The sequence below is a fragment of the Novosphingobium sp. NPDC080210 genome, assembly GCF_050281025.1.
Classification (GTDB): domain Bacteria; phylum Pseudomonadota; class Alphaproteobacteria; order Sphingomonadales; family Sphingomonadaceae; genus Novosphingobium.
This window is the reverse complement of record NZ_JBNNWL010000003.1, coordinates 199,304-221,230: the sequence shown is the minus strand read 5'-3', so window position 1 is coordinate 221,230 and position 21,927 is coordinate 199,304. Positions and strand designations below refer to the sequence as shown.

Genomic DNA, 21,927 nt, shown 5'->3' with positions numbered 1-21,927 from the left:
AGGATTAGGCAGCTTGAGCCGCCGCAGTGTCTTCCGCTTCCTCTTCCTCTTGCGCCTTGCGTTCATCGTAACAGGACACGCAAACGTCACTCAATTCACTGCAATCGTCATTGTGGAACGCTTCCCCGCAATCGTCACAGACGAAAGCATCTTCACAGCACGCGCCGTGCTCTTCCACATAGACCGCGCCCATATTCTCTAGCGCCCAGATCGAAATGGTTTCAGGCCAACGCGCCCCGCTAGGGATGAATTGCTCAGTGCAATGGTCTGCAATGTACTCCTCATCATACTCAGACCAGCTTGCGCCATCATCCCGACAGCTATCACACCAGCTTTCAGTGTTGCGCCGCGAAGTGTGGACCGTAGAAATTTCATCTTCCGGCACCATCTCACCGCATCGCTCACAGCAATAGCCGGACTCTAGAAGACCGTCAGTACGGGTTGCGCACAAGTCCCCCCCGACTTCAAAATAAGTCCCGCAGTCTTCAACTTGCCCCCCACCAATATCAAGGTAGGGCATGACGTAGCTGCTACCAGCTTCAACCTTGGCAATTTTAGCGCCCGACAAGTCACCAGAGGAATAACCTTGCGCCTCTAGAGCAGTCCGCAAGAGCCGTTGATTTTCAGTTGACCCATAAACCCGCCCGAATTGCTTTTGCTCAGGCCATACGAGACACCGGGCAATAACATCTCCGTCACCATCCCAGACAGCATCAGGATTAACCCCGCTATCTTCCGCCGAATGAGAGCGAAGGAAAGCCACGGTAATATCTCCCCCCATTGCGTACACCCGGACAGGGTGGAAAGGAGAAGAATAAGAACGCTCGGAATAACTCATACACCCATGAGCAGGACCGCCTTCCGTAGCGCGGTAAATCTCTTCCATAGCGTCCGCATCACCCAGCGGAGCGAATAGCGGCTTAACGCTATCCCCCAGCATATCAGCGACGAACCGGGCGCGCCTCTCGCTCATCCAATAGAAGGACGCAGTGTCACCAAAGAAACGCTCTACATAAGCCGATGCACTAAGCACCTTTTGCTTATCGCGTTCCCCCGAACTCTCGCTTTCCGTAAATGCTACCTTGCGCTTATCGCTTTGCGCAACGTGGGCGAAATGGTCTGGATAGAACTCAGCAATATGCACAGCCCATTCACCCGGCAGCGCCGTGTATGTCCCATCCTCTAGCCGGTTACGCTCCCGTTCCCGCCAGTCTGAAGCCACCGCACTAGCTTCCACCTTGACGATCACCAGCGCCTTGCCCGCTTCAGTAAACGAAGCACGATTAGCAGACACCCAGGCCCCAGCATCCTTGCCGTTGTCAAAGTCCATGACCGCAGACCAACCATCCCGATCAGTTCCCACTAGTCCCGCACGGACTTCAAAGCGGACAGTAGGGGCAGCAGGAGCTACAGCGGGGGCAGCAAGGTGCGGATTGGCAACAGGACCAGGCCCAGGGATGGGCGCAGGGATAGGAACAGCCGCCGAGGGATCAAACGTGGGGAGAGCAGCAGGAGCTACAGCAGGGGACGAATTGCCCAGCATGAATGGCAAACGCTCCCAGGTGGAACCGTAGCGCGCCCACAGACCCGCGCTAGGCGCAGGGACATAGACAGGGGCAAGGGCGCAGAACGGGGAAGAGGGATTTAGGACAGCAGGAACACCACCAACGTCCCACGCATAGCTCATTCCGGTGACATTAAAGACCGCATAGGCCGCACAGTGGGCAAACCGCCCCGAAGCCTCCTGCGCCAGTTCACACGCTAGGCTGAAGTCTCCCACCGTGTAGCTAAAGGGAGCATTGCGCGCATCGACCCCGGCAGCTTCCCCGTTGACCACATAGAGACAATCGGCAGCGAGAGAGGGAACAGCGAACTTGACGATAACGTAAGACATGGGACTAGACCTTTCGCTTAGAGGTTATTCTTCAATGGTGGAGCGTTCAGCAACGCAAGACACAGGGGCCGAGCTATCACACGTTCCCAGGTGTTCGAGGATGGTCAGATAGGCCGAGCCGACACCGGCAAACGTAGCGATAAATGCGACAACGGAGAGAGCAAACAGCGCCATAAGCAGCGGCTGGATGAGGTAGGACATAGTGCGCATTAGATAGACCTTTCACTTAGCTAGACCACCTACATACACGAATACGGAGATACTGCAATAGAGGACAATTAGGGAAAGGGAGAGGGAACGCGATTAGGGCGGAATGGGAGCGGAATGTCCCCCTCGTTCACCTTTTCACACAAAACAATTTGGCCCGATCAGGGCTAGAGCCATCCCGATCAGGACGACCATCGACCAGGACGCTCAATGTCCTGACCTAATGATGCACACGCGCCCACGCGCCCGCGCCTAATGGCTGGACGTAACAGGGGATGCACTATCCCTTGAGAACCGCAGAAAACCTAGGGATTGCAGGGGGAGGGGGACGGATTAGGAGGGGGATTGCACCTAGGTTTAGGGTCCCTTCCGGGGACAGATAGACACTATCGACCCCTTGCCCTGATCGTTTCAAAAAAACCGCTAAACGCGGTCGGCGGTTGTTGTTGTAGACCGCGTTCAGTGGCGAAGGGTTCCGGGAGTTTTCCCTACGAAAACTGCGATTTTGGGTCCCATAAGAGCGGATTGTACCTCCCCGCCTCCCAAATGCGATTATTCGTGTCTCACCTGGGTAACTTTGGGTCCCCTCTCGACCACTATCGGGTTCCCCCGGTCCCCCTTCGTTTCACACCCCGTTAACCACCCTTGATCGACCGTTTCGCCCCCGTTTCGCCACCCCTAGCCCCCCACCAGTAAACCCCTGTATTCTCACGATAATGACACTTTTCGGAATATAACCCCGACTTTAGAAGAACACACAATCTCTCCGCCATCCCGGAGCGACCGTTACGCCCCACTTAAGCCCACTAAGAGTCCACCAAAGAGAGATAACTAGAAGGATAATCATAGAGGACTAACTTAAGCCCACTTAAGCTACCTTAAGCCCTCCAAAGCCCTCTTCATCTCTCCTCTTTTGGGTCTTCCCTTTTGGGTCTTCCTTTCCTGTCTTTCTAAAGCCCATCCAAGGGCAAACCATAAGTACCCAACGATGCCCTTAGAAACCGCTACCTTCATCAATCAGCTTGACATCGCTAACCCCGCATCGACCGATCAGTTAGCCCAAGCCGACGAACACCTCCGCCTCATCAAGTCCACCCTTCGCTCGACCTTCCCGAACATCGACGGTCCAGTGACGGTAGACCAGGACGCTATCAACAGCATCGCCGGTCTCCTCCCCATTGGTCTCATCACCATCTGGTACGGAAGCAATCTCACCGTCCCCGCAGGGTGGGCGATCTGCAACGGACAGACCGTAACGCGCTCTGACGGCGCAGGGACCATTACGACCCCCAATCTAGTAGACCGCGTAGTGATTGGCGCAGGGACTACCGCTGCCCAGGGTGCAACTGCTGGTGCCGCTACGGCCTCAGGGACCACCGGGGCTTCAGGCTCCCACGCCCACACGGTCAACGGTGGGTCCCATACGCACACCGCAACGGTCCTTGGTCACTCGCTGACCGAAGCCCAGATCCCGTCTCACTTCCACCGCCTTGTCGCCAACGTGATCCGCAACGTGGACATCCCGCTCGAACCGGATGGCACCCTTGCGTGGGCTAACCGGGACAGCGGTAACGAAGAAATCGAGCTGGCCTCTGCTGGTAACGTCGCGGCTACTCTCGCCCGCTCAAGCTCCGTTGGGTCAGGCACCGCGCACAATCACGGGATCACCGTAGATGCCACCGCGCATACCCACGATGTATCGACCGTTTCGGACCATACGCACTCGTTCACTACCTCGACCCTTCAGCCCTCTCTGGGTCTGCATTACATCATGAAGGTCTAAGTCACTTTGCCTAACCTCCCAGTCCGCAACCTAGGGGGCGGGGGGATCATCACTGACATCCACCCCTACGACCTCCCGAACAACACCTTCTCCGCTGGGGTCAATGTCCGCTTTGAGAACGGTACAGTCATGCGCGGCCCAGTGCCGCAGGATGTCACCAAGTTCGCTGGTGAACACGTAGACTTCAGCCCCGCGCACCTCTTCTACATTCCCTCGGTATCTTCAGGTTCCGAAAGCCTCGTAGCGGTCGCCAACGACTACAGCAAAATCCTCTCCGTAGTCGGCAATACGATCACGGACGTAACCCCCATCGGTATCTCGACCGGGGACACAGGGGACCCGTTCTCTCACGACTTCCTGGGGAACATTACGTACCTCAACAGGCGCTCCAACGTCCCCCTCTACAAGTCAGGTAGCGCCCTGGACTTCGCTGCTCTCCCTGCTTGGGATAGCGGTTGGCGCTGTACGGTCCTCAGGGCCTACAAGGACTTCCTGATTGCCCTGAACGTCAAGAAGGGGGCCGTAGAATACCCTCAGATGGTCAAGTGGTCGGACTTTGTGCAGTTTGGCGCTCCCCCGGCCTCTTGGGACGAAACGTCCACGACCAATTCGGCTGGTGAGAACATCCTCAACCAGATGCGAGGGGCCATCATTGATGGTCATGTCCTCCGGGACACCTTCATGATCTACGGCGAGAACGAAGTGTGGGCCATGAACTACGTTGGTGGCGGCTTCGTCTTCGACTTCCGCAAGCGTTTCGATGACGTAGGGGTCATCAACACGAACTGCGTGGTCGAAATCGACGGTAAGCACTACGTTTTCGCCCGGAATGACATCATCGTTCACGATGGGGCCACCAAGCAGTCCATTATCCACGGCAGGGTCAAGGATTTCATCTTCGGAGGTCTTGTAAGGGACCTCAAGCACCTCTGCTTTGTCGCTCACAACCCGCAGCTAAACGAAATCCACTTCGCCTATCCATCCCAGGACCGACTGGCAGGGTTCGGAAAGACCACCACGGGCTGCAACCGCATCGCTGCGTACAACTACAGGCGCGATACGTGGACCTTCTACGATGTTCCCAACGTCACCTCCTCTACCCACGCGGTAGTGGCGAACGGTATCACCTACGAAGACACTGCGCCCGCCAGCTACGAAGAGTACGGCGGGACCTACGCGGGTGAAGCCAACCAGAACGAGCGTCACCAGCTATTCACGATCCGCAAGGACACTACGATAGGCGTGGATGACAACCGCATAGTCGGTTTCAGTCCTCCCACCGGCAGTCTCCTTGCTCGACCCGTCCTCACCTCGCTTGTGAAGGATGCCTTTGTCGAGCGCACAGGTATCGACCTGGACGAAAACAGCCTGTCCATTGCCACCTACAAGTCACTCCTGAAGGTCTACCCTCAGGTGGCTGTACGCGGCACCGGATCGACCGTTGAGTTCCAATTCGGCGCTAACGATGTGTCTGGGGTCGAACCCGACTGGGATGCCCGCAGGACTTTCGACCCACGGGTTGACTACCAGGTCGATGTTCGCAGGGCTGGACGCTACCTGGGCCACCGCTTGTGGTACACCGGACCAGCAGACTTCTCATACTCAGGCTTCGATGCCCGTATGGTTTCCAGAGGGAAGCGGTAAGACATGAGCTTGCCCAACTTTCCCTACCGGCGAGACTTGCGGCCTCCGATTGCTGAGGGTCTCCCTGAACACACTGACCGGGAGTACGAGAAGATCGAAACGGCGATTGCTGCCATGCAAGCCTACATCGAAGCTCTGGAAGCTCGTATCGTCATCTTAGAGACACCCTAATGCTAACAATCCCGTCCGAGGCGATCCCGGAGCGTAAAGTTCCTGTGATCGTCCGTTCGGGGGCGTACACGGTCTACTTTGAGCGAACCAGCGGCCTCACCTTCATTCACTGCGATGTCCTCTGTCCGTGGACCAAGGACATCAAGCAGCGCCTAAGTGCCGACTGGAAAGCCCTTAGGGCGCTTCACGAAGGCCCGATCTACGCCCTCCATACCCCCAGCGACACGAAGCACGAAAAGTTCTTGCTGATGATGGGGTTCCACTACGCCGCGTCCTTCATTGGACATGACGGCTCACCCCACGACATCTACAAAATCTAGGAGCATCCAGTATGGGTAGCTTTTTTGGTGGCGAAAAGAAGACCACTACCGACAGCAAGCCTTGGGAACCTCAAGGTAACGCACTCAAAGACATTTTCAACAAGGCCGGGAGCATCTACTCCTCTCAGGAAGGGACCCCGTGGTATACGGGCGATCTGTATGAGGGCATGGACCCCCAGACGGTCGCCGCGATCAACAGCCTTGTCTCGAAAGCCTCGACGCAAGGCCAGCAGTCTGCCGATCAGATTACCGGGACCGGGCAGCAACTAGCTGACCCCTCGAAGCTCCAAGGAGCTATGGACCAGTTCAGTGCGGCAGCTTCGGCTGACCCCACGCAGAGCAATATCGCCGCTGCCACGGCCTACGCCAACAACCCGGCCATCAACGGTATGATTGACGCTGCGTCCCGTGACGTAACGCGCAACCTGTACGAAGGCCAAATCCCCAGCATTGACCGTGCTGCGTCTGCTGGCGGTAACATCAACTCCTCGCGGGCTGGTGTGGCCCAGGGTATCGCAATGCGCGGCGCTCAGGATCAGATCGGAGACATCTCCGCCAGCATCCGTGGCGATGCGTTCAATCGCGGCCTTGCGCTGGCTGAAGGCGCTCGTAGCACGAACCTGGGGGCTATGGGCCAGAGTGCCGGCCTATACGGCGACAGCCTCAATACGGGTCTGAATGCCCTGACCAGCGGCAACAACCTGTCCCTTGCCAACTACGGCGCTGCTATCGACGCCAGCAAGATGTTCCAGCAGGATCGTCAGGGCCAGCTTGATGCTGACTTCATGCGTTGGCAGGGTAACGACACCCGCGCTACGGACCTCCTCAATCGTTACTACGGTATCATTGGGGCGAACAACTGGGGCGGTACGCAGACCACGACCGAGAAGAACAGCGGCAACCTGTTCGGTAAGCTGGTGGGCGCTGCATCAACCGCAGCCTCTCTTGGCCTCTTCTCCGATCCGCGTCTCAAGGAAAACATCGTCAAGGTTGGCGAACTTGCGGACGGCCTTGGTGTCTACGAATACGACTACATCTGGGGCGAACACTCGCAGGGCGTAATGGCCGACGAAGTTGAGAACCTCCGCCCGTGGGCGATGGGTCCGACCCTTGGCGGCTTCAAGACAGTCAACTACGCCGCCCTTTAATCTAAGGAATAACTATGGCCCTCTATATGGACCCTCTCGGAGACGATGAGGATGCCAAGCGGCGCAGGGCTGCTATGCTTCTTGGCCTTGACGGTGGGAATGGACTTCCCCCTGATACGGGTGTTCTGGACCCTGCGTTCCTATCTCAGTTCGACCAGGCTTTCAGTGCTGCTCCGCAAACCCCGGATACGGCTCAGGCTCCTGTACCGGCCCCTAGTGCGGCTCCGGGTCCTGCGATGGGCGGGAACGTACCAGCGGCCATTGCCGGTATCGGTATGGACAATGATCCCGTCGAGACTGGTATCAATGCCAACAACCTGAAGGCCCCTGACTACCAGATCAAGCGTCCCGGACTGATTGGCCGCATCAAGCAGCAGCCTGGTGGCGCACAGGCCCTTCTGGCCTTCGGCGCAAACATGATGATGGCGAACGACTTCTTCGAGGGTCTGGGTAAGGGCGCTCTGGCGTACCAAGGAACCCTTGACGCTGAGAAGGAAAAGCTCAAGCCGCAGTTCACCAAGGACTTCTCGCACACCTATCAGATCGACCCCGTTACCGGGAGGCCGACCTTCACTCGCACCCCTGTTGCTGACTATACGGACGCGCAGATCGAAGCGCGTGGCAAGGCGGCGTTCGATAAGGCTGTTGCCGTCGCCAACATCGGTAAGGACGGAAAGGTTGAAGTCGCCAACATCGGCGCTCAGTCTGACGCGAACAAGCTGGAATGGCAGGACAAGTGGAACAAGCTCCAAATTGAGAGCAGGGAACGTATTGCCAAGCTACAAGCAGACGCAGCGGAACGCCGCGCCCGCCTGACTTCCGGCAACAAGCAAGCCTCCGCGAGTGTTCTCAAGCAGTACGACGAACACGCCGGTAAGGTGGACGCTATCGACACCACCCTGATCCAAGCAGAGCCGATCATGGCCGCTCTGAATGATGGGTCTCTTAAGCTCGGTATCGTTGAGAACCTCGCCAACAAGACCAAGCTGGCAACAGGCATGGGCGTTGACGATCAGGCTGTTCTGTACGGTCAGCTTAACACCTTCGTCGAAGGTCTGCGCAACACGGTCCTGATGGACGCAAGGGGCGTTCAGACTGACGGTGACGCAGAGCGCGCCAAGGCCCAGCTTCTGTCCGGCACGGGCAGTGCTGAGTCCGTGAAGAAGAACCTCGACATCGTTCTTAATAATCTTCGCCGCCGCCGCGAGTATTCCCAAGGCCGCGCAAACGCCATTTCCAGCCAATATGGCATCGCCACCTCAGGAGGAGGCGGATCAACGCCAGCCCCTGCAAGAAGCGGAGGCTGGGGCAAAGCTAAAGTAGTGAACTAATGCCCACCTATGAAATCCAAGCCCCGAACGGGAAAACCTACCGCATTGACGGCCCCGATGGGGCTACGGATGAACAGGTCCAAGCTGAAGTTCTCCGACAGTTCCCGGATGCCCTAGGAGGCGGCGGTAGTAACGCAGGGGGAGGCGCACCGCGTCCTTCTGCTCCTGCTGCTCCTAGGGTCCCCCCGGTTGCTGATGCACAGTCCATTGCTTCAAGCCTATTCCCTGAGGCCCGCATTACGGACTGGAAGCGCGACCCTAATAGCGACCTTGGCCGCAAGAACCCCGATAGCTGGCACGTAAGGTCCGGTGGGGCTATCGACATGGCCCCGATCCCCGGAATGACCTACGAAGAGGCCAAGCAGCGTTTCACTGATGCTGGCTACACGCTGATCGAAGACCGGGATGAAGTAAACAACCCCGTAGACTATGCGACCGGCCCCCACTGGCATTTCGTCCTTGGGGGTGGACCTGAAGGCCAAGAGAACCCGGATATGCCGGAAGTCGGGCCTCCTCCTACGACCGCCATGGCCAACACTGCGGTAGCACAGCCTCCTCAGGACGAAGGCAGCGGCTTCTGGCGTATGCCAAAGTCTACCGACGAACTGCTCCAAGGTCTGAAGCTCGGCGCTGGCAATATCGTCGAAGGTCTTGCCGGTATCCCAGGCATCGTCGTTGACCCTATCAACGTCATGGCAAGCGAGGCCCTGGGAACAAAGCGTCCTATGCCTCTGGGGGACGCTGCCCGCGAAATGCTCGGCCTACCGGACGATGATAGCCTCTCAGGTGACATCCAGAAGGGTATTGCCGGGGGTCTCGGAGGTGCCGGTGCCGCCAAGCTAATCTCTAAGGCCACCACTGGGCTTGCCTCTACCGCAGCCGCAGAGTTCGGCGCAACGCCTATCCGTGATGCTGTAGCTGGCGGTGGTGCCGCAGCGGGCCAGCGCCTAGCAGAAGACGCTGGGGCTGGTGTTCTCGGTCAGACTGGTGCAGCCGTTCTCGGCGGTCTCGCTGGCTACAAGGCCGGGGGTATCCCCCAGGCCGTATCGGCTGAAGGCAGGGCCACCCGGTTTGCCACCAAGGAAGCCGCAAAGAACCCATTCGCTGCCTATGACGCTGAGATTGCTGCTGACATCTCAAAAGCCACTGAGGGCCGTGCAGTGTCTCCCCGCGACCCCAAGGGCCGCGCAGAGATTACCGTTAAGACGCTCAACAACGTCGAGCAGAGTTATTACGCCCAGTTCGCTGACCTCCTGAACCGCACTGACTTGGACGATGTGTCCAAGCTGAAGCTGAAGGAAGCGATGACCCGCAAGTATTCCATCCCGAAAGAGGAGGTGGATGCGCTGCGAGGCACCGTGGAAGGCGATGCTGTTGCTGACGCGATCACGAAGGTCCAGCGACTTCGCCAGCTAACCCCGGAACTCAAGCGTAACCCCGGTTGGATTGCCCAGACCGCTAAGATAGCTGCGGGGGCTGCGGACGTTGCGCCTCTGTTTGGCTTGCCCGGTACATACGGTGCTGCGTCCGTTGGTGTTCGAGCCGGACTAAACAAGCTCGGCAAGATCACCGGAGACGGTGAAGCTGCCCGTGTCCACGCCGCTGAGCGCCTAATCAAGCGCAACAACGCCTACAGCAAGTTGGCCGGTATGGTGGGTCCTTCTGGGCAACGCCAAAGCCAACAAGCCCTCTGGGACAAGGTGGAAGCACTGTCCTCCGAGGCCGAACTGGACGATCTGTTCAAGTCTATGGACGCGGAGAGTGCAGCAGCGGCTAAGGAGGCCGCAAAGCTGGCGCGTGAGAAGGAAGCCGCCTGGAACGCAAAGCAGAAGATGGAGATGGGCAATCAGCCCCGCCGTACGCGCTCTGCCCAGGAAGAAGCTGCATGGCGTGAGAACGAGCGGTCCAAGACTACCCTGTCCGAAGCTGAGAAGCGTAGGCAGGAAGAAGCCATGTGGGCCTCCGTCGAGCCTGTCCCTGTTCCTAGGGGTAAGGTTGCGGAAGAAGAAGCTGGATGGAGAAACATCCTCAGCATCGCCCAGCAGCGCCAAGCTGCCAAACAGGCTGCGCTGAAGGCTTCGGCTCCGAAGCTCGACATGACCCCGCCCAAGCCCGCACCAGCACCTAAGCCCGCCAAGATCAGCCCTGAGGATCAGGCTATCGAAGACGCAATCTCCAAGGGCATTCGTGGTGACAGTGGGGTCCAGAACGCCTTTGTTGCCCGTCTTGGCATCTCGCCCGACGATCTGCCCAAGGTCCTCGACAAGATCGAACAGGACCTCCCGGACCTGGCCGGTGAAATCAACCGTATCCGCTTCAACTACCCAACCAAGAACCGCAGGATCGGTTCAGTCCTTGGTGGACGTATGGCAGCAGCGGCTGACGAACTCGGTATCCCGAAGGCAGCGGCTGGCGGAGAAAGCCCGCGTCCGATCCCGGTGGATGAAGCTGCCCAGCAGCGTCTTGCGCAGACTGAAGCTGCTCCTCCGCCTAGCTATGCCCAGTCTAAGGATGAACCGGCCATCAAGCCCGTCGAAGGCAGTACAGACCAGGTGGAGCTTCGCGGAACCGTGTCTAGCATGGAAGAAGCGCAACAGGCTCTCGACTACCAGGCATCCCAGTTGGGAGGCGATACGGTAGGGTCCATTGACGAAATGCCTGACGGGACGATTGTGGTATCTACTGTCGGCCAGCGTCAAATCCGCCAGATCGACCGCCCGCAGCAGTGGGAACAAGGTAAGAAGAACTACCAGTCTGCCGCTAACGCTGCGATGTCCGATCTGTACAGTGACATCCGGCTTGGCGATGGTGCGCTAAACGCCATCAAGCGTGTCCCTGAGAAGATCAGGGATCAGTTCAAGACCACTGACGAAGCTATCAACTACGTTGAGAATGAGGTCGTTCCCGATCTTCAGGCAGCTAAGGTCAGCGGTCAGGAAATCGACACCATCCGTAGCTACCTGTACGAAATTGCAGGAAGCAAGCCCTACGCAACCCGTGAGGCTTACGAAGCTGGTACGAAGGCCAACCCGCGTGGCCGACCGCGCAAGCAAGCTAACTAACAAACCAAGAGAGAGGGCGAGGAGCAATCCTCCCCTCTCCAAAGGATTTCATGTTCAATATCACTAGCTCCGTCCAGATTTTGCGGGACGCTGAGACCATCAAGGCTTCGACTGGCCTTACCGACAACGAAAAAGATCAACTCCTAGGTGAGTTGCGCAACACTGTCCCCGACATGATGGTTGGCATCCCAAGCCACGCCCGCCTTGTCCGGGACGCTATTTCCCGAATGATTGACAATGGAAGACGAGACGCAGGACAGCCCGCAGTCCAAACCCAAAAGCAAGGCGGGAAGACCAAAGGGTTCCAAAAGCCGACCGAAGTGGTTGCTGGAAGAACTCAAGAGACTGCCGAAGCGCCCAAGGGGCCGACCTCCGGGGTCTAAGAACAGGCCCAAGACCGTCGAGGGCTTGATAGCCCTGGCCCTTGAGCCGCCAAAGCCTCGCGCCCGTCCTAAACCACGCCCTTCCAACAAGGAAAACTACTTCGCCCGTCTTAAGCGAGAGGACCCGGAGAAGCTGCGGGAAATCTCAAAGAAGGCAGCTACCTCCGCAGAGCGTAAGGCCAAGCCCTACAACGCCTCCGGTAAGCCTTATCGGATGACGATGAAGGAGTGGGCGAGGGCTAAGGAAGATGCCCGCATCATCGCACATAGGATTTACAAGATAATGGAAAAAGACGGCTCATTGCCGGAAAACCCCATCGCCCGTGAGGCTATGAAGCGGGCAATGGAAATGCTGGCCGAAGACAATTCGTCCTCCGATAAGATCAAGCTTATCCGCACCCTGCTCGAATACAACATGGCGAAGCCCGCTTCGACCCAGAACGTCAACCTGAAGACCGCTGAGGACTTCCTGGACGAATTGGCTGACAGCGACTGATGACTTCTGATGCCGAAAAGAGGCGGTTGGAGGTACGTAAGCGGCTAAGAGATGATTTCGACTTCTACGCCCAGAAGGCCCTGAAGATCAGGACCAAGGACGGCGAGGTAGTCAATCTCAAACTGAATGAAGCCCAGCGTAGGCTTCTGGAAACGATCAAGGGACAACTCTCCACGGAGAAGAAGGTCCGCGTCATTATCCTGAAGGCGCGGCAGATGGGACTGTCCACCGCAGTAGGTGGCTTCATGTACTGGTGGACCTCCCAACGCCGCGCCCAGAAGGCGATGGTCGTTACGCACCACGCGGACAGCACCAAGGCGCTGTTCGACATGACCAGGCGCTACTACGACAACACCCCGGAAGCCCTGAAGCCCCAGACGCGCTACTCCTCCCGTAAGGAACTCAGCTTCTCCAAGCTGGATAGCGGTTACTCGGTTGCTACTGCCGGTGGTGACAGCGTGGGCCGTGGTGAAACGATCACGGTTGCTCACCTATCGGAGCTTGCCTTCTGGCCCAAAAGCACCGCCAACGATATCCTGAACGGTGTCCTTCAGGCGATCCCCAACCGACCCAACACCTGTGTCTTCATTGAAAGCACGGCGAATGGTGTCTCAGGGGTCTTCTACGAAATGTGGAAGGGTGCCGTAGAGGGAACGAATGGGTACATCCCTGTATTCCTCCCTTGGTTCATTCAGGACGAATACCGCGAAGAGGTCCCTGAGGGCTTCACTCGCACCCCAGAGGAAGAACGCCTGGTAGAGCTTCATGGGCTAGATGACGAACAGCTAATGTTCCGCCGTCGAAAGGTAGCCCAGAACGGTATTGACCTGTTCAAGCAGGAATACCCTTCGACACCTGAAGAAGCATTCCTGACTACTGGCCGTCCAGTCTTCAATCCAGACCAGCTATCCCAGATGGCCAGTGCTGCCCCGCGATCTGCCCCCACGATGGGGCTAATAGGCGAGACCTTCAAGGAGGACCGCAGGGGCGAACTGACGATCTACCATAAGGTAGACCCCCAAGAGACCTATTACATCGGCGCTGACGTAGCGATGGGGGTCCGAGGGGGAGACTACTCGGTTGCTCAAATCCTAGACAGTAAGAAGCGTCAGGTCGGCATATGGCGAGGCCATGTTCACCCGGACTACTTCGCCACTGTCCTTCAGGCTTTGGGCTTCTTCTACAACACCGCCAAGATAGCGGTCGAAAGCAATAATCACGGCATCCTCACCTGTACCCGCTTGGGCAAAGATATGGCGTATCCGAACTTCTATACGGAAACGATCTTGGACAAGCTGGATGACAGGGAGACGGTAAACCTTGGGTTCCGAACGAACGCCAAGACTAAACCGCTGATTATAGACCAGCTTCGCGCCTCGCTGCGAGAAAACGAACTGAAGCTATTCGACCGCACCACCATTCAAGAACTGATGACCTTCATTGTCACTGACACAGGGAACATGGAAGCCGAACAAGGATGCCATGATGACTGCGTTATGGCGTTGGCTTTGGCTAACCACATCCATGAGGGCATCTTCACCCCCGTTGTCTCCACAGATGACTACTACTTGACTGCGATTTAATGCCTAAGAAAATGACGGACGGGGAAATCCTGTCCTTACTGTCCTCCGACCTGAAGGCAGGGGTCCGCTACACTGATACGAAGCTGGCCCAAGAGCGCAGGAAAGTTGAGGATTACTACAATGGGAAGCTCCCTGCTCCCTTCCATGCTGGCAATAGCCGCTACGTTTCCACTGACGTTTTCGACACTGTTGAGAGCGCGAAGTCTACCCTCCTGGAAACCTTCAGCGCCCACGGAGACATCGTTCAGTTCGCCCCTCGCGGCGAGGATGATGTAGCTCTTGCCAAGGTAGCCACGGCCTACACCAAGCACGTAATCTTCGAGCAGAACGATGGGACCGACCTGTTTGCTACCGTGATCCACGGGGGCCTGACGCACCGCAACGCGGTCGTAAAGGTCTACTGGGACAAGGCGGTCAACAAGGTAGAGGAAGAGTTCGAGGGTCTAGCTGAGGACGAACTGGACGAACTGCTGTCTGATGACACGGTTGCTCCTATCGAACTCATGGAGGACCCGGATACCTCTACCTATTCCGGTAAGATCGTCCGCACAGAGAACCGCTCCCAGGTCCGCATTGAAGCCCTCCCGATGGAGGAGTTCATTGTCGCCCAGAACATCCGGTGCCTCAAGACCGCCTCGCTCATCTCTCACCGCACTGAGAAGACCAAGGACGAGCTTAAGGCTGAAGGGTTCGATCCGAAGAAGATTGCCCAGATTGCAGATGGCCGGGACGATGAACTCAGCAACGATGCAGAGCGCACTAACCGCTTCTCTGACGTTGGCGGTGACATCACCATTGGCAATGACGCTGAGGACCAACCGGGCAACCGCAAACACGTAGTCTATGAGACCTACATTCGTGCGGACCTCGACGGTAGCGGTACGCGCCTCTGGAAGCTGGTCCACTGCGGTAACGTAGTGCTGGACAAGGAACAGGTATCTCGACACCCGTTCTACAGCTACGCGCCCCTGCCTACGCCTCACCGCTTCTGGGGTGAGAACTTCGCGGCACGGGTCATTCCGACCCAGAACGCCAAGACGGTCCTGATCCGCTCCATTCTCGACCACGCAGTTGTAGCAAACAATCCGCGCATGGCCGTAGTGAAGGGCGCTCTGACCAACCCGCGTGAACTGCTCGACAACCGCCTTGGTGGTCTAGTTAACGTGACGCGGCCAGACGGTATCTTTCCGCTTCCTCAGGCTCCGCTGAACCCGTTCGTCTTCCAGACTATCGGTATGCTGGATGAGGACAAGGAAGATGTCACCGGGGTCTCGCGTCTCTCGCAGGGCTTGAACAAGGACGCTATCTCCAACCAGAACTCACAGGGGATGGTGGAGCAGCTTATCGGCGCTTCCATGCAGCGCCAGAAGACTATGGCCCGCGCCTTCGCTTCGCAGTTCCTTGGCCCCTTGTTCCTCGAAGTCTACCGCCTGGTAGTCGAGAACGAGGACAGGGAACGTGTCGTAGAGATTGCCGGTGAGTGGGTCCCGATCACGCCCTCCCAGTGGGATAGGCAGCGTGACGTAACTATCGACCTCCGGTTGGGCTACGGTGAGCGTGAAGCCCGCGCCCGCGAATACGTGGAGCTTGGCACCCTGCTTGCTCAGGACCAGACCATTGCCCACCTGTTCACCGCGACGGAACGCTACAACCTCTACAAGTCTGTGCTGGAAACGAAGGGACACAAGAACGTCTCTATGTTCCTGAAGAACCCTGAGCAGACACAGCCTCCGCAACCTGATCCGATGATGATGGCAGAGCTTGAACTTCGGAAGCAGGAACTGGAAATCAACGACCGCAAACAGTCCCTCGCAGAAGCCAAGTTCCAGTCCGAAGACGCTATCGCAAAGCTATCGAAGGACATGGAAGCCCGCTTCAAGACGATGGAATTTGCGCTCAAGACGCAGGAACTCGACCGCAAGGCTGCGGAAACCGAGAACCGCATCGAAGTGGCGGAAGCGGAAATCGCTCTGGCAATCGAAGCTCAGGCCAAGGCCCCAGAGGAGAACCAGAAGGCCACCGCGATCCTGTCGCCAAACGGATAACCGTGACAACAGAAGAAGTAATCGAGAGGGGGCTGGCAGCGTCCAGCCTCCTTTCCAACCCCACATTTCAATCCGTGGTCCGCTCTATCGGCGTGGAGTGCTTTGCAGCCTTTACGGAAACAAAGCCCTCCGAAGCCGACAAGCGCGAACACACTTACAATCTATATCAGGGCCTCAAAGCCATCGAAGCCGAACTCAACGCCCGCATCCAAGCACAGGAAGAGGCGGTGAAGGCGCTAGACGCTCAACTCGAAGATCAAGACGAGACTGAAGGCCCCATTTTTATTCAAGGTAACACTGACCAATGACCACCCCGAATGAGGGCGTCAATGACACCGGCTTCTCGCGTGATGAAGCCACCAATGCCTTCCTAAACCAATGGGCAGACGCTGATAAGCCATCTGACAGCGGTAAAGGGGGAACTCCAAACGACATCCCTGAGGATGATGAGGAAGACGCGACCGACCTCGACCTGTTTGGAGATGAAGATAGCGAAGAGGACACTGACGAAAGCACTGAAGCTGACGCGGACCAGTCTGACGCTGAAGACGAAGATGATAGTTCACTTGAGGCCACTGATGACCACAAGGTATCTGTCACCGTTGACGGCGAAACGAAGACTGTATCCGTAAAGGAGCTGAAGCGGCTTTTCGGCCAGGAAGCAGCCCTCACTCGCAAGTCGCAAGAAGTCGCTGCCGCCCGCAAGGCAGCAGAGCAGGATGGCGAGAAGTTTATCATCGCCTCTCAGCGTCTCATGGAGAAGGCTGAGGCTCGTTTCGCACCCTTTGAGAATATCGACTGGCTGGTAGCCCAGCAGCGGCTGACCCCAGACGAGTTCGCGGCCCTGCGCCGTGAAGCTAAGGATGCCTACGACGAAATCCAGTTCATCCGTAACGAGACCGAGAGTGTCCTGTCCAATATCCAGACGGTCAAGGCTCAGGAACGTGCGGAAGCTGCTAAGGAAAGCATCAAGGTCCTTGAACGAGACATTCCTGGTTGGAACCGGGAACTCTACAACAAGGTCTGCAACTACGCGGTACAGAGCGGCATGGAGCCGCAGATCGTCTCCACGATCATCGAACCCACCGCGATCAAGCTCATCCATAAGGCCATGCGCTACGATGAGCTTAAGGCCAAGGCCAAGCAGAAGAAGACTACTCCGCAGGGTTCGCCCAAGCGGGTCGTGAAGTCTTCTAACCAACCCTCAGGGCGGATCGGCAAGAGCAACAAGGGCAGTGATGCCATTGCCCAGCTTCGCCGCTCCGGGTCCCGTGACGATGCCGCGAACGCCTTCATGGCGCGGTGGTCTAGCGACAACGACTAACCCAACCCTTTTCCCCAATACAAAGTCTAAAGAATTATGGCAACTTACACCACCTACGATACCGTTGGTATCAAGGAAGATGTCTCGGACATCATCAGCAACATCGCCCCGACGAAGACCCCCTTCCAGACCATGATCGGCAAGGGCAAGACTACGAGCCGCAAGTTCGAGTGGCTGGAAGACAGCCTCCGCGCTGTTCAGACCAACGCTAAGGTCGAAGGCTTCGAGGCTTCGGACGCTACGCTGACCCCGCCGACCCTGCGCTCGAACTACACGCAGATCATGGAAAAGACCATCAAGGTCGCCGCAACCGAAGACGCGGTGGACCAGTACGGTCGCGCCAAGGAAACCGCCTACCAGCTTTCCAAGGCCGCTGAGGAACTGAAGCGCGACAAGGAACACGCCTATGTCGGCCTCGCCCAGACCGCAACACTGGGTGACAGCACCTCGACCGCCCGCCTGACCGCTTCGGCAGCTTCGATGGTCACGAACTCCACCAACCGCTACTACACCGGGGCCGCTACGCCGCTGGGTGGTACGACCGGCACCGCTGGCGCTCTGACCGAAAACGCTATCCTGGCCGCTGGTCAGGCAGTCTACAACCAGGGCGGTGAAGCCTCGGTTCTGATGATTAAGCCTTCGGACAGCCTGATCGTCGCTGGGTTCACGGGGTCTTCGGGCCGTGCGCGTGAGTTCTCCGGTGACACCAAGAAGGTTGTGAACGTGGTTGACCTCTACGTCTCGCCGTTTGGTGAGTACAAGGTGGTCCTGAACCGCTTCCTGAAGTCCACGGACGCTTGGCTGCTCGACCCCGAAATGTGGGAAGACGTTACGCTCCGCGCCTGGACCCGCGAACCGCTGGCGAAGTCGGGCGATAGCTCGAAGCACATGATCGTTGGCGAATACGGTCTGAAGCACAAGAACTTCGCCGGTGACGCTCTCATCACAAATCTCACCTGATCTACCGTGGCCCTGCGTCTCCTTTCGAGGCGTGGGGCCACACCCCTTCTAGTTAAATACACATGGACAATTCAAAGGGCATCACGATTGCTGATGCCGAGAATGCCGTCAAAATCGACGGTGACAAGGCGGTCTTCAAGCGAACTCAGGACCTAGGGAAACACTTCCTCAGCAACCTCGCAGCGAAGCGCATTGATACAGCTAACAGCCGCATGGGGGACTTCCACCATGTAGCTTCCATCCCGACCGTCATCATCGAAAAGTGGATGACCGAGGGTTTCAACATCTACGACAAGAACGTCACCGCCAAGGACATCATCAAGCGACTTCAGAGCTTGGACATGATGGGCCTCATGGCGACCTCCAAACGCATCGTTTAAGAGTAAATGACCTACGCCGAAATCAAGGCCCAGCTTCGGGGGCTAATCAACCGAAGTGACATGACGGACGAACTCGCTGCGTCCTTCATCAAGATGGCCCAGATGCGGCTAGAGCGTGTTCTTCGTCTCAGCTTCATGCAGAAGTTCGTGAGCTTCAGTACCGCTCAGGCTGACGGCGTTTTCCGCGTTCCTGTAGACTACCTGGAACTCATCGACATCTTCACGGACAACGGTGAACTGGAACGTGTGGACATGGGGCTTTACCTCAAGACCCCTGCGTCCGGTGGTATCCCTCGCGTCTTTGTGCAGACGGGACACGACTTCCGTATGCGCCCCGCCCCTGCGACCACGGACACGGTTTACCTTCGCTACTACGCCGCAGAACCGGCTCTGGTGACGGACAGCGACACTAACCACTGGACCGTATCGACCCCTGACGCTCTCCTCTACGCAGCCGCTGAGTATGCCGCTGACCACTTCGAGGACGAGCGCCTTCCCCGGTTTGCCGAACGCTACGGCATTTGCGCTCAGGAACTCCAAGAGCAGCAGCAGCAGGAAGATTTCTCAGGGCCTATGCGCATCCAGCCCGCCTACTCCTACCCTGCGGAATACTGATAATGCCCGTCATAGTTTCATCCCCCACTTCATTCCACTCGGTATCCGGCGCGGACATCATCGTAGATCAGTTGATCGGTCCCCAGGGTCCCCAAGGCGAACCCGGTCCTCAGGGTCCTCCCGGTATCGAAGGTCCTCAGGGTATCCAAGGTCCTGCCGGTCCCGCTGGCCCAGAAGGTCCCGCCGGTCCTGTAGGTCCTGAAGGTCCCGCTGGTCCTCAGGGTCTTGTTGGCGAGACTGGCCCAGAAGGCCCTATCGGTCCTGCCGGTCCTACTGGCCCCACAGGCGCAACCGGCCCCACAGGTCCTGAAGGTCCTGCCGGTCCCACTGGTCCTGCCGGTTCTACTGCCTACTCCCTGCCGATCTATTTCCTCGAAACTCCGGTAGCTAGTGACGTTCTGCTGTACCATGTGTTCGCAGAGAACGTGGTGTTCCCGGACGATTTCTCAGGTGCTGCCGGGGTCGTAGGGACCAACCCAACGTCCAGCTTCGTAATCTCTATTGAGAAGAACGGAACAGCCGCAGGGAGCATCACTGTCTCCACCGCTGGCGTGTTCACCTTCTCCACCACCGGGACCACCCTGTCCTTCGCCGCTGGCGACACCATCAAGGTCATTTGCCCCGCAAGTGCAGATGCGACTGTCGCCAACCTAGCGACCACTCTGAAGGGGACCCGGTCGTGATGAACCCAATCAACAAGGATAACCGACCATGACCGTTTTGTTTGCTGGGGGTCGCTTGGACAGCCTCACGGTTCAGTCTGGGACCCCAACTGAAGTCACCACCGCAGGAACATTCGATCCAACATACTGCGATGCGTCTGTCAGCCTAGCTACCGGGCAGAACGTGAGGGTGGATCAGTTGGATGCTTCTAACGCACCTACTGACCTCGTAAGCGGCGACACGGGCTGGTATCACTGCGAAGTGAACTTCACCAGCACTGGTCTACCGGCCAACTCAAACTTCCTTCAAGTTGTTGACAGCGCCGGTAATCAATGGGTCTCTGTGCGCGGAGGAGCTAGTGCTGGGATATTGCTGCTGGCGTACAACAGCGGTACAGGGGCCTCTCCTACGTGGACACAGCTTGGAACAGGGTCCACCACAATCGGCGGTCTTGTTAAGGTGGCTGTGGACCTGAAGGTAACACTAGGTTCGCCACACTCAGCCGAACTTTACGTCAACGGTACGTTGGTGTCTTCCGGTACGTTTACCCAGTCCAGCTTCACAAGCGCCCGTGGTATGCGCTTTCTTGGTCAAACCAACTCGGCTCGCATTAGTCAGCTACTGATTACAAACAACCGCAGCACGATTGGAGCTAAGGTAAAGTACAGTCGCCCCTCCGCATCAGGGGGTAACAGCGAATGGACCGGAGCAGTCGACAATGTGAACGAAGCGGTAAACAGTGATACCACTGTCGATAGCGCTACCACGGCAGGGCTTCGTCAGACTTACGCCATGGGTGATGTTACTGTTCCGGCTAACTACGCGATCCTGTCTACGTTCCACTTCGTCCGTGCGAAAAACGATGGTGCAGCCCCGGCCAACATCAAATCCGTGGTTCGCCAAGGTACGACCAACTACGACAACTCCGCCAACTTCCCAGGCATCGGAACTGGCTTTGTCCCTCTACCGGCCCGATACGACACAAACCCAGCGACCGGCACAGCATGGACCGAGAGCAGCTTCAATAGCGCCGAGTTCGGCTACCTGAGTGTGACCTAATGACCGCCAGCGTAGCCAGTCAGACCGCGTACGTCCCGATGATTAGTCAGGGGCTTAACGCTACCGCCCAGACGGCTTACGCGGCTCTGCTCACCAGTCAGATCACTCTGTCCAGCCAAACAGCCTACGTGGCGATGTTTGAGGAGCTTGCTCCGGTAGCCAAACGCCGCCGCACCTTCATCCCCTAACCCCCACCGGAGACCTACTGGTGACACATGACCATCAAGTCATCGAACGACTAACCCGCGTGGAGGAGAAGATTGACAACTTCATCACCCGCGCAATCGACCAAGCAGCCCGCCATGATGACCACGAAGCCCGCATCCGAGTAATTGAGAACAGTAGCTCTCGACTGCTAGGCATGGGCGCTGTCGTGGCCCTTGTGGCCGGTACTGCCGGTCCTCGCCTCCTGGATGTCCTTATCAAATGATCTGGAACGTAATCTCCACCATCCTAGGTCTAGGAGGCAATCTCCTAGAGAAGCGTCAGAAGCTAAAGGAAATCGAAATCGAGGGCCGCACCAGGATTGCGGTTGCTCAAGCAGAGGCTGAGATTGCCCGCCTCAACAAACTCCAAGACGCAGAGATAGACTGGGACCGAGAGGCCACCCGCCAGATGTCTACCTCTTGGAAGGACGAGTACCTTACTCTCCTCCTGTCTGCTCCAATGATCCTCGCCTTCTTCGGAGACTGGGGGCGCAAGGCTGTTTCAGACGGCTTCGCGGCCATCTCCACCGCTCCCGAATGGTATAAGGTCGCCTTTCTGGTGACTATCGCTGCCAGTTTTGGCATTCGCGCCCTTGTTGACAAATTCGGCTTTGGCAAAAAGTAAGCCGCTGTTTACCAGCGTCTTGCGCACA

At 57.5% G+C, this 21,927-nt stretch carries 20 protein-coding genes; 18 read left to right on the top strand and 2 right to left on the bottom strand.

The window, feature by feature from the left end; translation table 11 throughout:
* Positions 1-4: 4 nt before the first annotated feature.
* Both ACQKOE_RS09985 and ACQKOE_RS09980 read right to left on the bottom strand, forming a co-directional pair.
* The gene (locus ACQKOE_RS09985) at positions 5-1,894 is read right to left on the bottom strand and encodes a hypothetical protein (protein ID WP_427512659.1); all 1,890 of its coding nucleotides are present in this window, start codon (positions 1,892-1,894) and stop codon (positions 5-7) included.
* Between the two features lie 24 nt (positions 1,895-1,918).
* A complete protein-coding gene (locus ACQKOE_RS09980; RefSeq protein WP_427512658.1) occupies positions 1,919-2,095 on the bottom strand; it encodes a hypothetical protein in 177 nt (58 codons plus the stop codon).
* A 1,315-nt stretch (positions 2,096-3,410) separates the two neighbouring features.
* Here ACQKOE_RS09980 and ACQKOE_RS09975 point away from each other — a divergent pair.
* From ACQKOE_RS09975 to ACQKOE_RS09890, 18 genes are all read left to right on the top strand, one after another.
* Positions 3,411-3,884: a hypothetical protein gene (locus tag ACQKOE_RS09975; RefSeq protein ID WP_427512657.1), complete on the top strand. Its 474-nt coding sequence runs from the start codon at positions 3,411-3,413 to the stop codon at positions 3,882-3,884.
* Between the two features lie 6 nt (positions 3,885-3,890).
* On the top strand, positions 3,891-5,528 hold the full coding sequence (locus tag ACQKOE_RS09970; RefSeq protein WP_427512656.1) for a hypothetical protein: 1,638 nt from the start codon (positions 3,891-3,893) through the stop codon (positions 5,526-5,528).
* Positions 5,529-5,698: 170 nt separating this feature from the next.
* Complete coding sequence (locus ACQKOE_RS09965) at positions 5,699-6,019, top strand: hypothetical protein (protein ID WP_427512655.1); 321 nt, start codon at positions 5,699-5,701, stop codon at positions 6,017-6,019.
* 11 nt (positions 6,020-6,030) lie between these two features.
* Positions 6,031-7,167 carry a hypothetical protein gene (locus tag ACQKOE_RS09960; protein ID WP_427512654.1) on the top strand — a complete coding sequence of 379 codons (1,137 nt, stop codon included), beginning with the start codon at positions 6,031-6,033 and terminating at the stop codon, positions 7,165-7,167.
* A 14-nt stretch (positions 7,168-7,181) separates the two neighbouring features.
* Entirely contained in the window at positions 7,182-8,498 is a 1,317-nt protein-coding gene (locus ACQKOE_RS09955; RefSeq protein ID WP_427512653.1) for a hypothetical protein, read from the top strand.
* A gap of 341 nt (positions 8,499-8,839) precedes the next feature.
* The gene (locus tag ACQKOE_RS09950) at positions 8,840-11,560 is read left to right on the top strand and encodes a hypothetical protein (protein WP_427512652.1); all 2,721 of its coding nucleotides are present in this window, start codon (positions 8,840-8,842) and stop codon (positions 11,558-11,560) included.
* A gap of 237 nt (positions 11,561-11,797) precedes the next feature.
* Positions 11,798-12,439, top strand: a complete 642-nt coding sequence (locus ACQKOE_RS09945) for a hypothetical protein (protein ID WP_427512651.1) — start codon at positions 11,798-11,800, stop codon at positions 12,437-12,439.
* On the top strand, positions 12,439-14,022 hold the full coding sequence (locus ACQKOE_RS09940; RefSeq protein WP_427512650.1) for a hypothetical protein: 1,584 nt from the start codon (positions 12,439-12,441) through the stop codon (positions 14,020-14,022). The genes ACQKOE_RS09945 and ACQKOE_RS09940 overlap by 1 nt, the downstream gene beginning before the upstream one ends.
* Positions 14,022-16,067, top strand: coding sequence for a portal protein (locus tag ACQKOE_RS09935; protein WP_427512649.1), 2,046 nt, complete (start codon positions 14,022-14,024; stop codon positions 16,065-16,067). The genes ACQKOE_RS09940 and ACQKOE_RS09935 overlap by 1 nt, the downstream gene beginning before the upstream one ends.
* Positions 16,068-16,069: 2 nt before the next feature.
* Positions 16,070-16,375 (top strand): hypothetical protein, encoded by a 306-nt coding sequence (locus tag ACQKOE_RS09930; protein ID WP_427512648.1) that lies wholly within the window; start codon positions 16,070-16,072, stop codon positions 16,373-16,375.
* Positions 16,372-17,391 carry a hypothetical protein gene (locus tag ACQKOE_RS09925; RefSeq protein ID WP_427512647.1) on the top strand — a complete coding sequence of 340 codons (1,020 nt, stop codon included), beginning with the start codon at positions 16,372-16,374 and terminating at the stop codon, positions 17,389-17,391. The genes ACQKOE_RS09930 and ACQKOE_RS09925 overlap by 4 nt, the downstream gene beginning before the upstream one ends.
* 36 nt (positions 17,392-17,427) lie before the next feature.
* Positions 17,428-18,351 (top strand): SU10 major capsid protein, encoded by a 924-nt coding sequence (locus ACQKOE_RS09920; protein ID WP_427512646.1) that lies wholly within the window; start codon positions 17,428-17,430, stop codon positions 18,349-18,351.
* A 62-nt stretch (positions 18,352-18,413) separates the two neighbouring features.
* Positions 18,414-18,731: a hypothetical protein gene (locus ACQKOE_RS09915; RefSeq protein ID WP_427512645.1), complete on the top strand. Its 318-nt coding sequence runs from the start codon at positions 18,414-18,416 to the stop codon at positions 18,729-18,731.
* Between the two features lie 6 nt (positions 18,732-18,737).
* The gene (locus tag ACQKOE_RS09910) at positions 18,738-19,346 is read left to right on the top strand and encodes a phage adaptor protein (protein WP_427512644.1); all 609 of its coding nucleotides are present in this window, start codon (positions 18,738-18,740) and stop codon (positions 19,344-19,346) included.
* A gap of 410 nt (positions 19,347-19,756) precedes the next feature.
* The gene (locus ACQKOE_RS09905) at positions 19,757-20,029 is read left to right on the top strand and encodes a hypothetical protein (RefSeq protein WP_427512643.1); all 273 of its coding nucleotides are present in this window, start codon (positions 19,757-19,759) and stop codon (positions 20,027-20,029) included.
* A gap of 28 nt (positions 20,030-20,057) precedes the next feature.
* Positions 20,058-21,068, top strand: coding sequence for a hypothetical protein (locus ACQKOE_RS09900; protein WP_427512642.1), 1,011 nt, complete (start codon positions 20,058-20,060; stop codon positions 21,066-21,068).
* Positions 21,068-21,256 (top strand): hypothetical protein, encoded by a 189-nt coding sequence (locus ACQKOE_RS09895; protein WP_427512641.1) that lies wholly within the window; start codon positions 21,068-21,070, stop codon positions 21,254-21,256. The genes ACQKOE_RS09900 and ACQKOE_RS09895 overlap by 1 nt, the downstream gene beginning before the upstream one ends.
* A gap of 238 nt (positions 21,257-21,494) precedes the next feature.
* Positions 21,495-21,899: a hypothetical protein gene (locus ACQKOE_RS09890; RefSeq protein WP_427512640.1), complete on the top strand. Its 405-nt coding sequence runs from the start codon at positions 21,495-21,497 to the stop codon at positions 21,897-21,899.
* The last annotated feature ends 28 nt before the right edge of the window (positions 21,900-21,927 follow it).

Excerpts from the sequence above, each read along its gene's own strand:
- ACQKOE_RS09950 (WP_427512652.1), top strand. The coding sequence starts at position 8,840 with ATGACCTACGAAGAGGCCAAGCAGCGTTTCACTGATGCTGGCTACACG.
- ACQKOE_RS09900 (WP_427512642.1), top strand. The coding sequence starts at position 20,058 with ATGACCGTTTTGTTTGCTGGGGGTCGCTTGGACAGCCTCACGGTTCAG.
- ACQKOE_RS09960 (WP_427512654.1), top strand. The coding sequence starts at position 6,031 with ATGGGTAGCTTTTTTGGTGGCGAAAAGAAGACCACTACCGACAGCAAG.
- ACQKOE_RS09925 (WP_427512647.1), top strand. The coding sequence starts at position 16,372 with ATGACCACCCCGAATGAGGGCGTCAATGACACCGGCTTCTCGCGTGAT.
- ACQKOE_RS09980 (WP_427512658.1), bottom strand. The coding sequence starts at position 2,095 with ATGTCCTACCTCATCCAGCCGCTGCTTATGGCGCTGTTTGCTCTCTCC.
- ACQKOE_RS09965 (WP_427512655.1), top strand. The coding sequence starts at position 5,699 with ATGCTAACAATCCCGTCCGAGGCGATCCCGGAGCGTAAAGTTCCTGTG.
- ACQKOE_RS09940 (WP_427512650.1), top strand. The coding sequence starts at position 12,439 with ATGACTTCTGATGCCGAAAAGAGGCGGTTGGAGGTACGTAAGCGGCTA.
- ACQKOE_RS09985 (WP_427512659.1), bottom strand. The coding sequence starts at position 1,894 with ATGTCTTACGTTATCGTCAAGTTCGCTGTTCCCTCTCTCGCTGCCGAT.
- ACQKOE_RS09935 (WP_427512649.1), top strand. The coding sequence starts at position 14,022 with ATGCCTAAGAAAATGACGGACGGGGAAATCCTGTCCTTACTGTCCTCC.
- ACQKOE_RS09955 (WP_427512653.1), top strand. The coding sequence starts at position 7,182 with ATGGCCCTCTATATGGACCCTCTCGGAGACGATGAGGATGCCAAGCGG.
- ACQKOE_RS09920 (WP_427512646.1), top strand. The coding sequence starts at position 17,428 with ATGGCAACTTACACCACCTACGATACCGTTGGTATCAAGGAAGATGTC.
- ACQKOE_RS09915 (WP_427512645.1), top strand. The coding sequence starts at position 18,414 with ATGGACAATTCAAAGGGCATCACGATTGCTGATGCCGAGAATGCCGTC.
- ACQKOE_RS09895 (WP_427512641.1), top strand. The coding sequence starts at position 21,068 with ATGACCGCCAGCGTAGCCAGTCAGACCGCGTACGTCCCGATGATTAGT.
- ACQKOE_RS09890 (WP_427512640.1), top strand. The coding sequence starts at position 21,495 with ATGATCTGGAACGTAATCTCCACCATCCTAGGTCTAGGAGGCAATCTC.
- ACQKOE_RS09945 (WP_427512651.1), top strand. The coding sequence starts at position 11,798 with ATGGAAGACGAGACGCAGGACAGCCCGCAGTCCAAACCCAAAAGCAAG.
- ACQKOE_RS09910 (WP_427512644.1), top strand. The coding sequence starts at position 18,738 with ATGACCTACGCCGAAATCAAGGCCCAGCTTCGGGGGCTAATCAACCGA.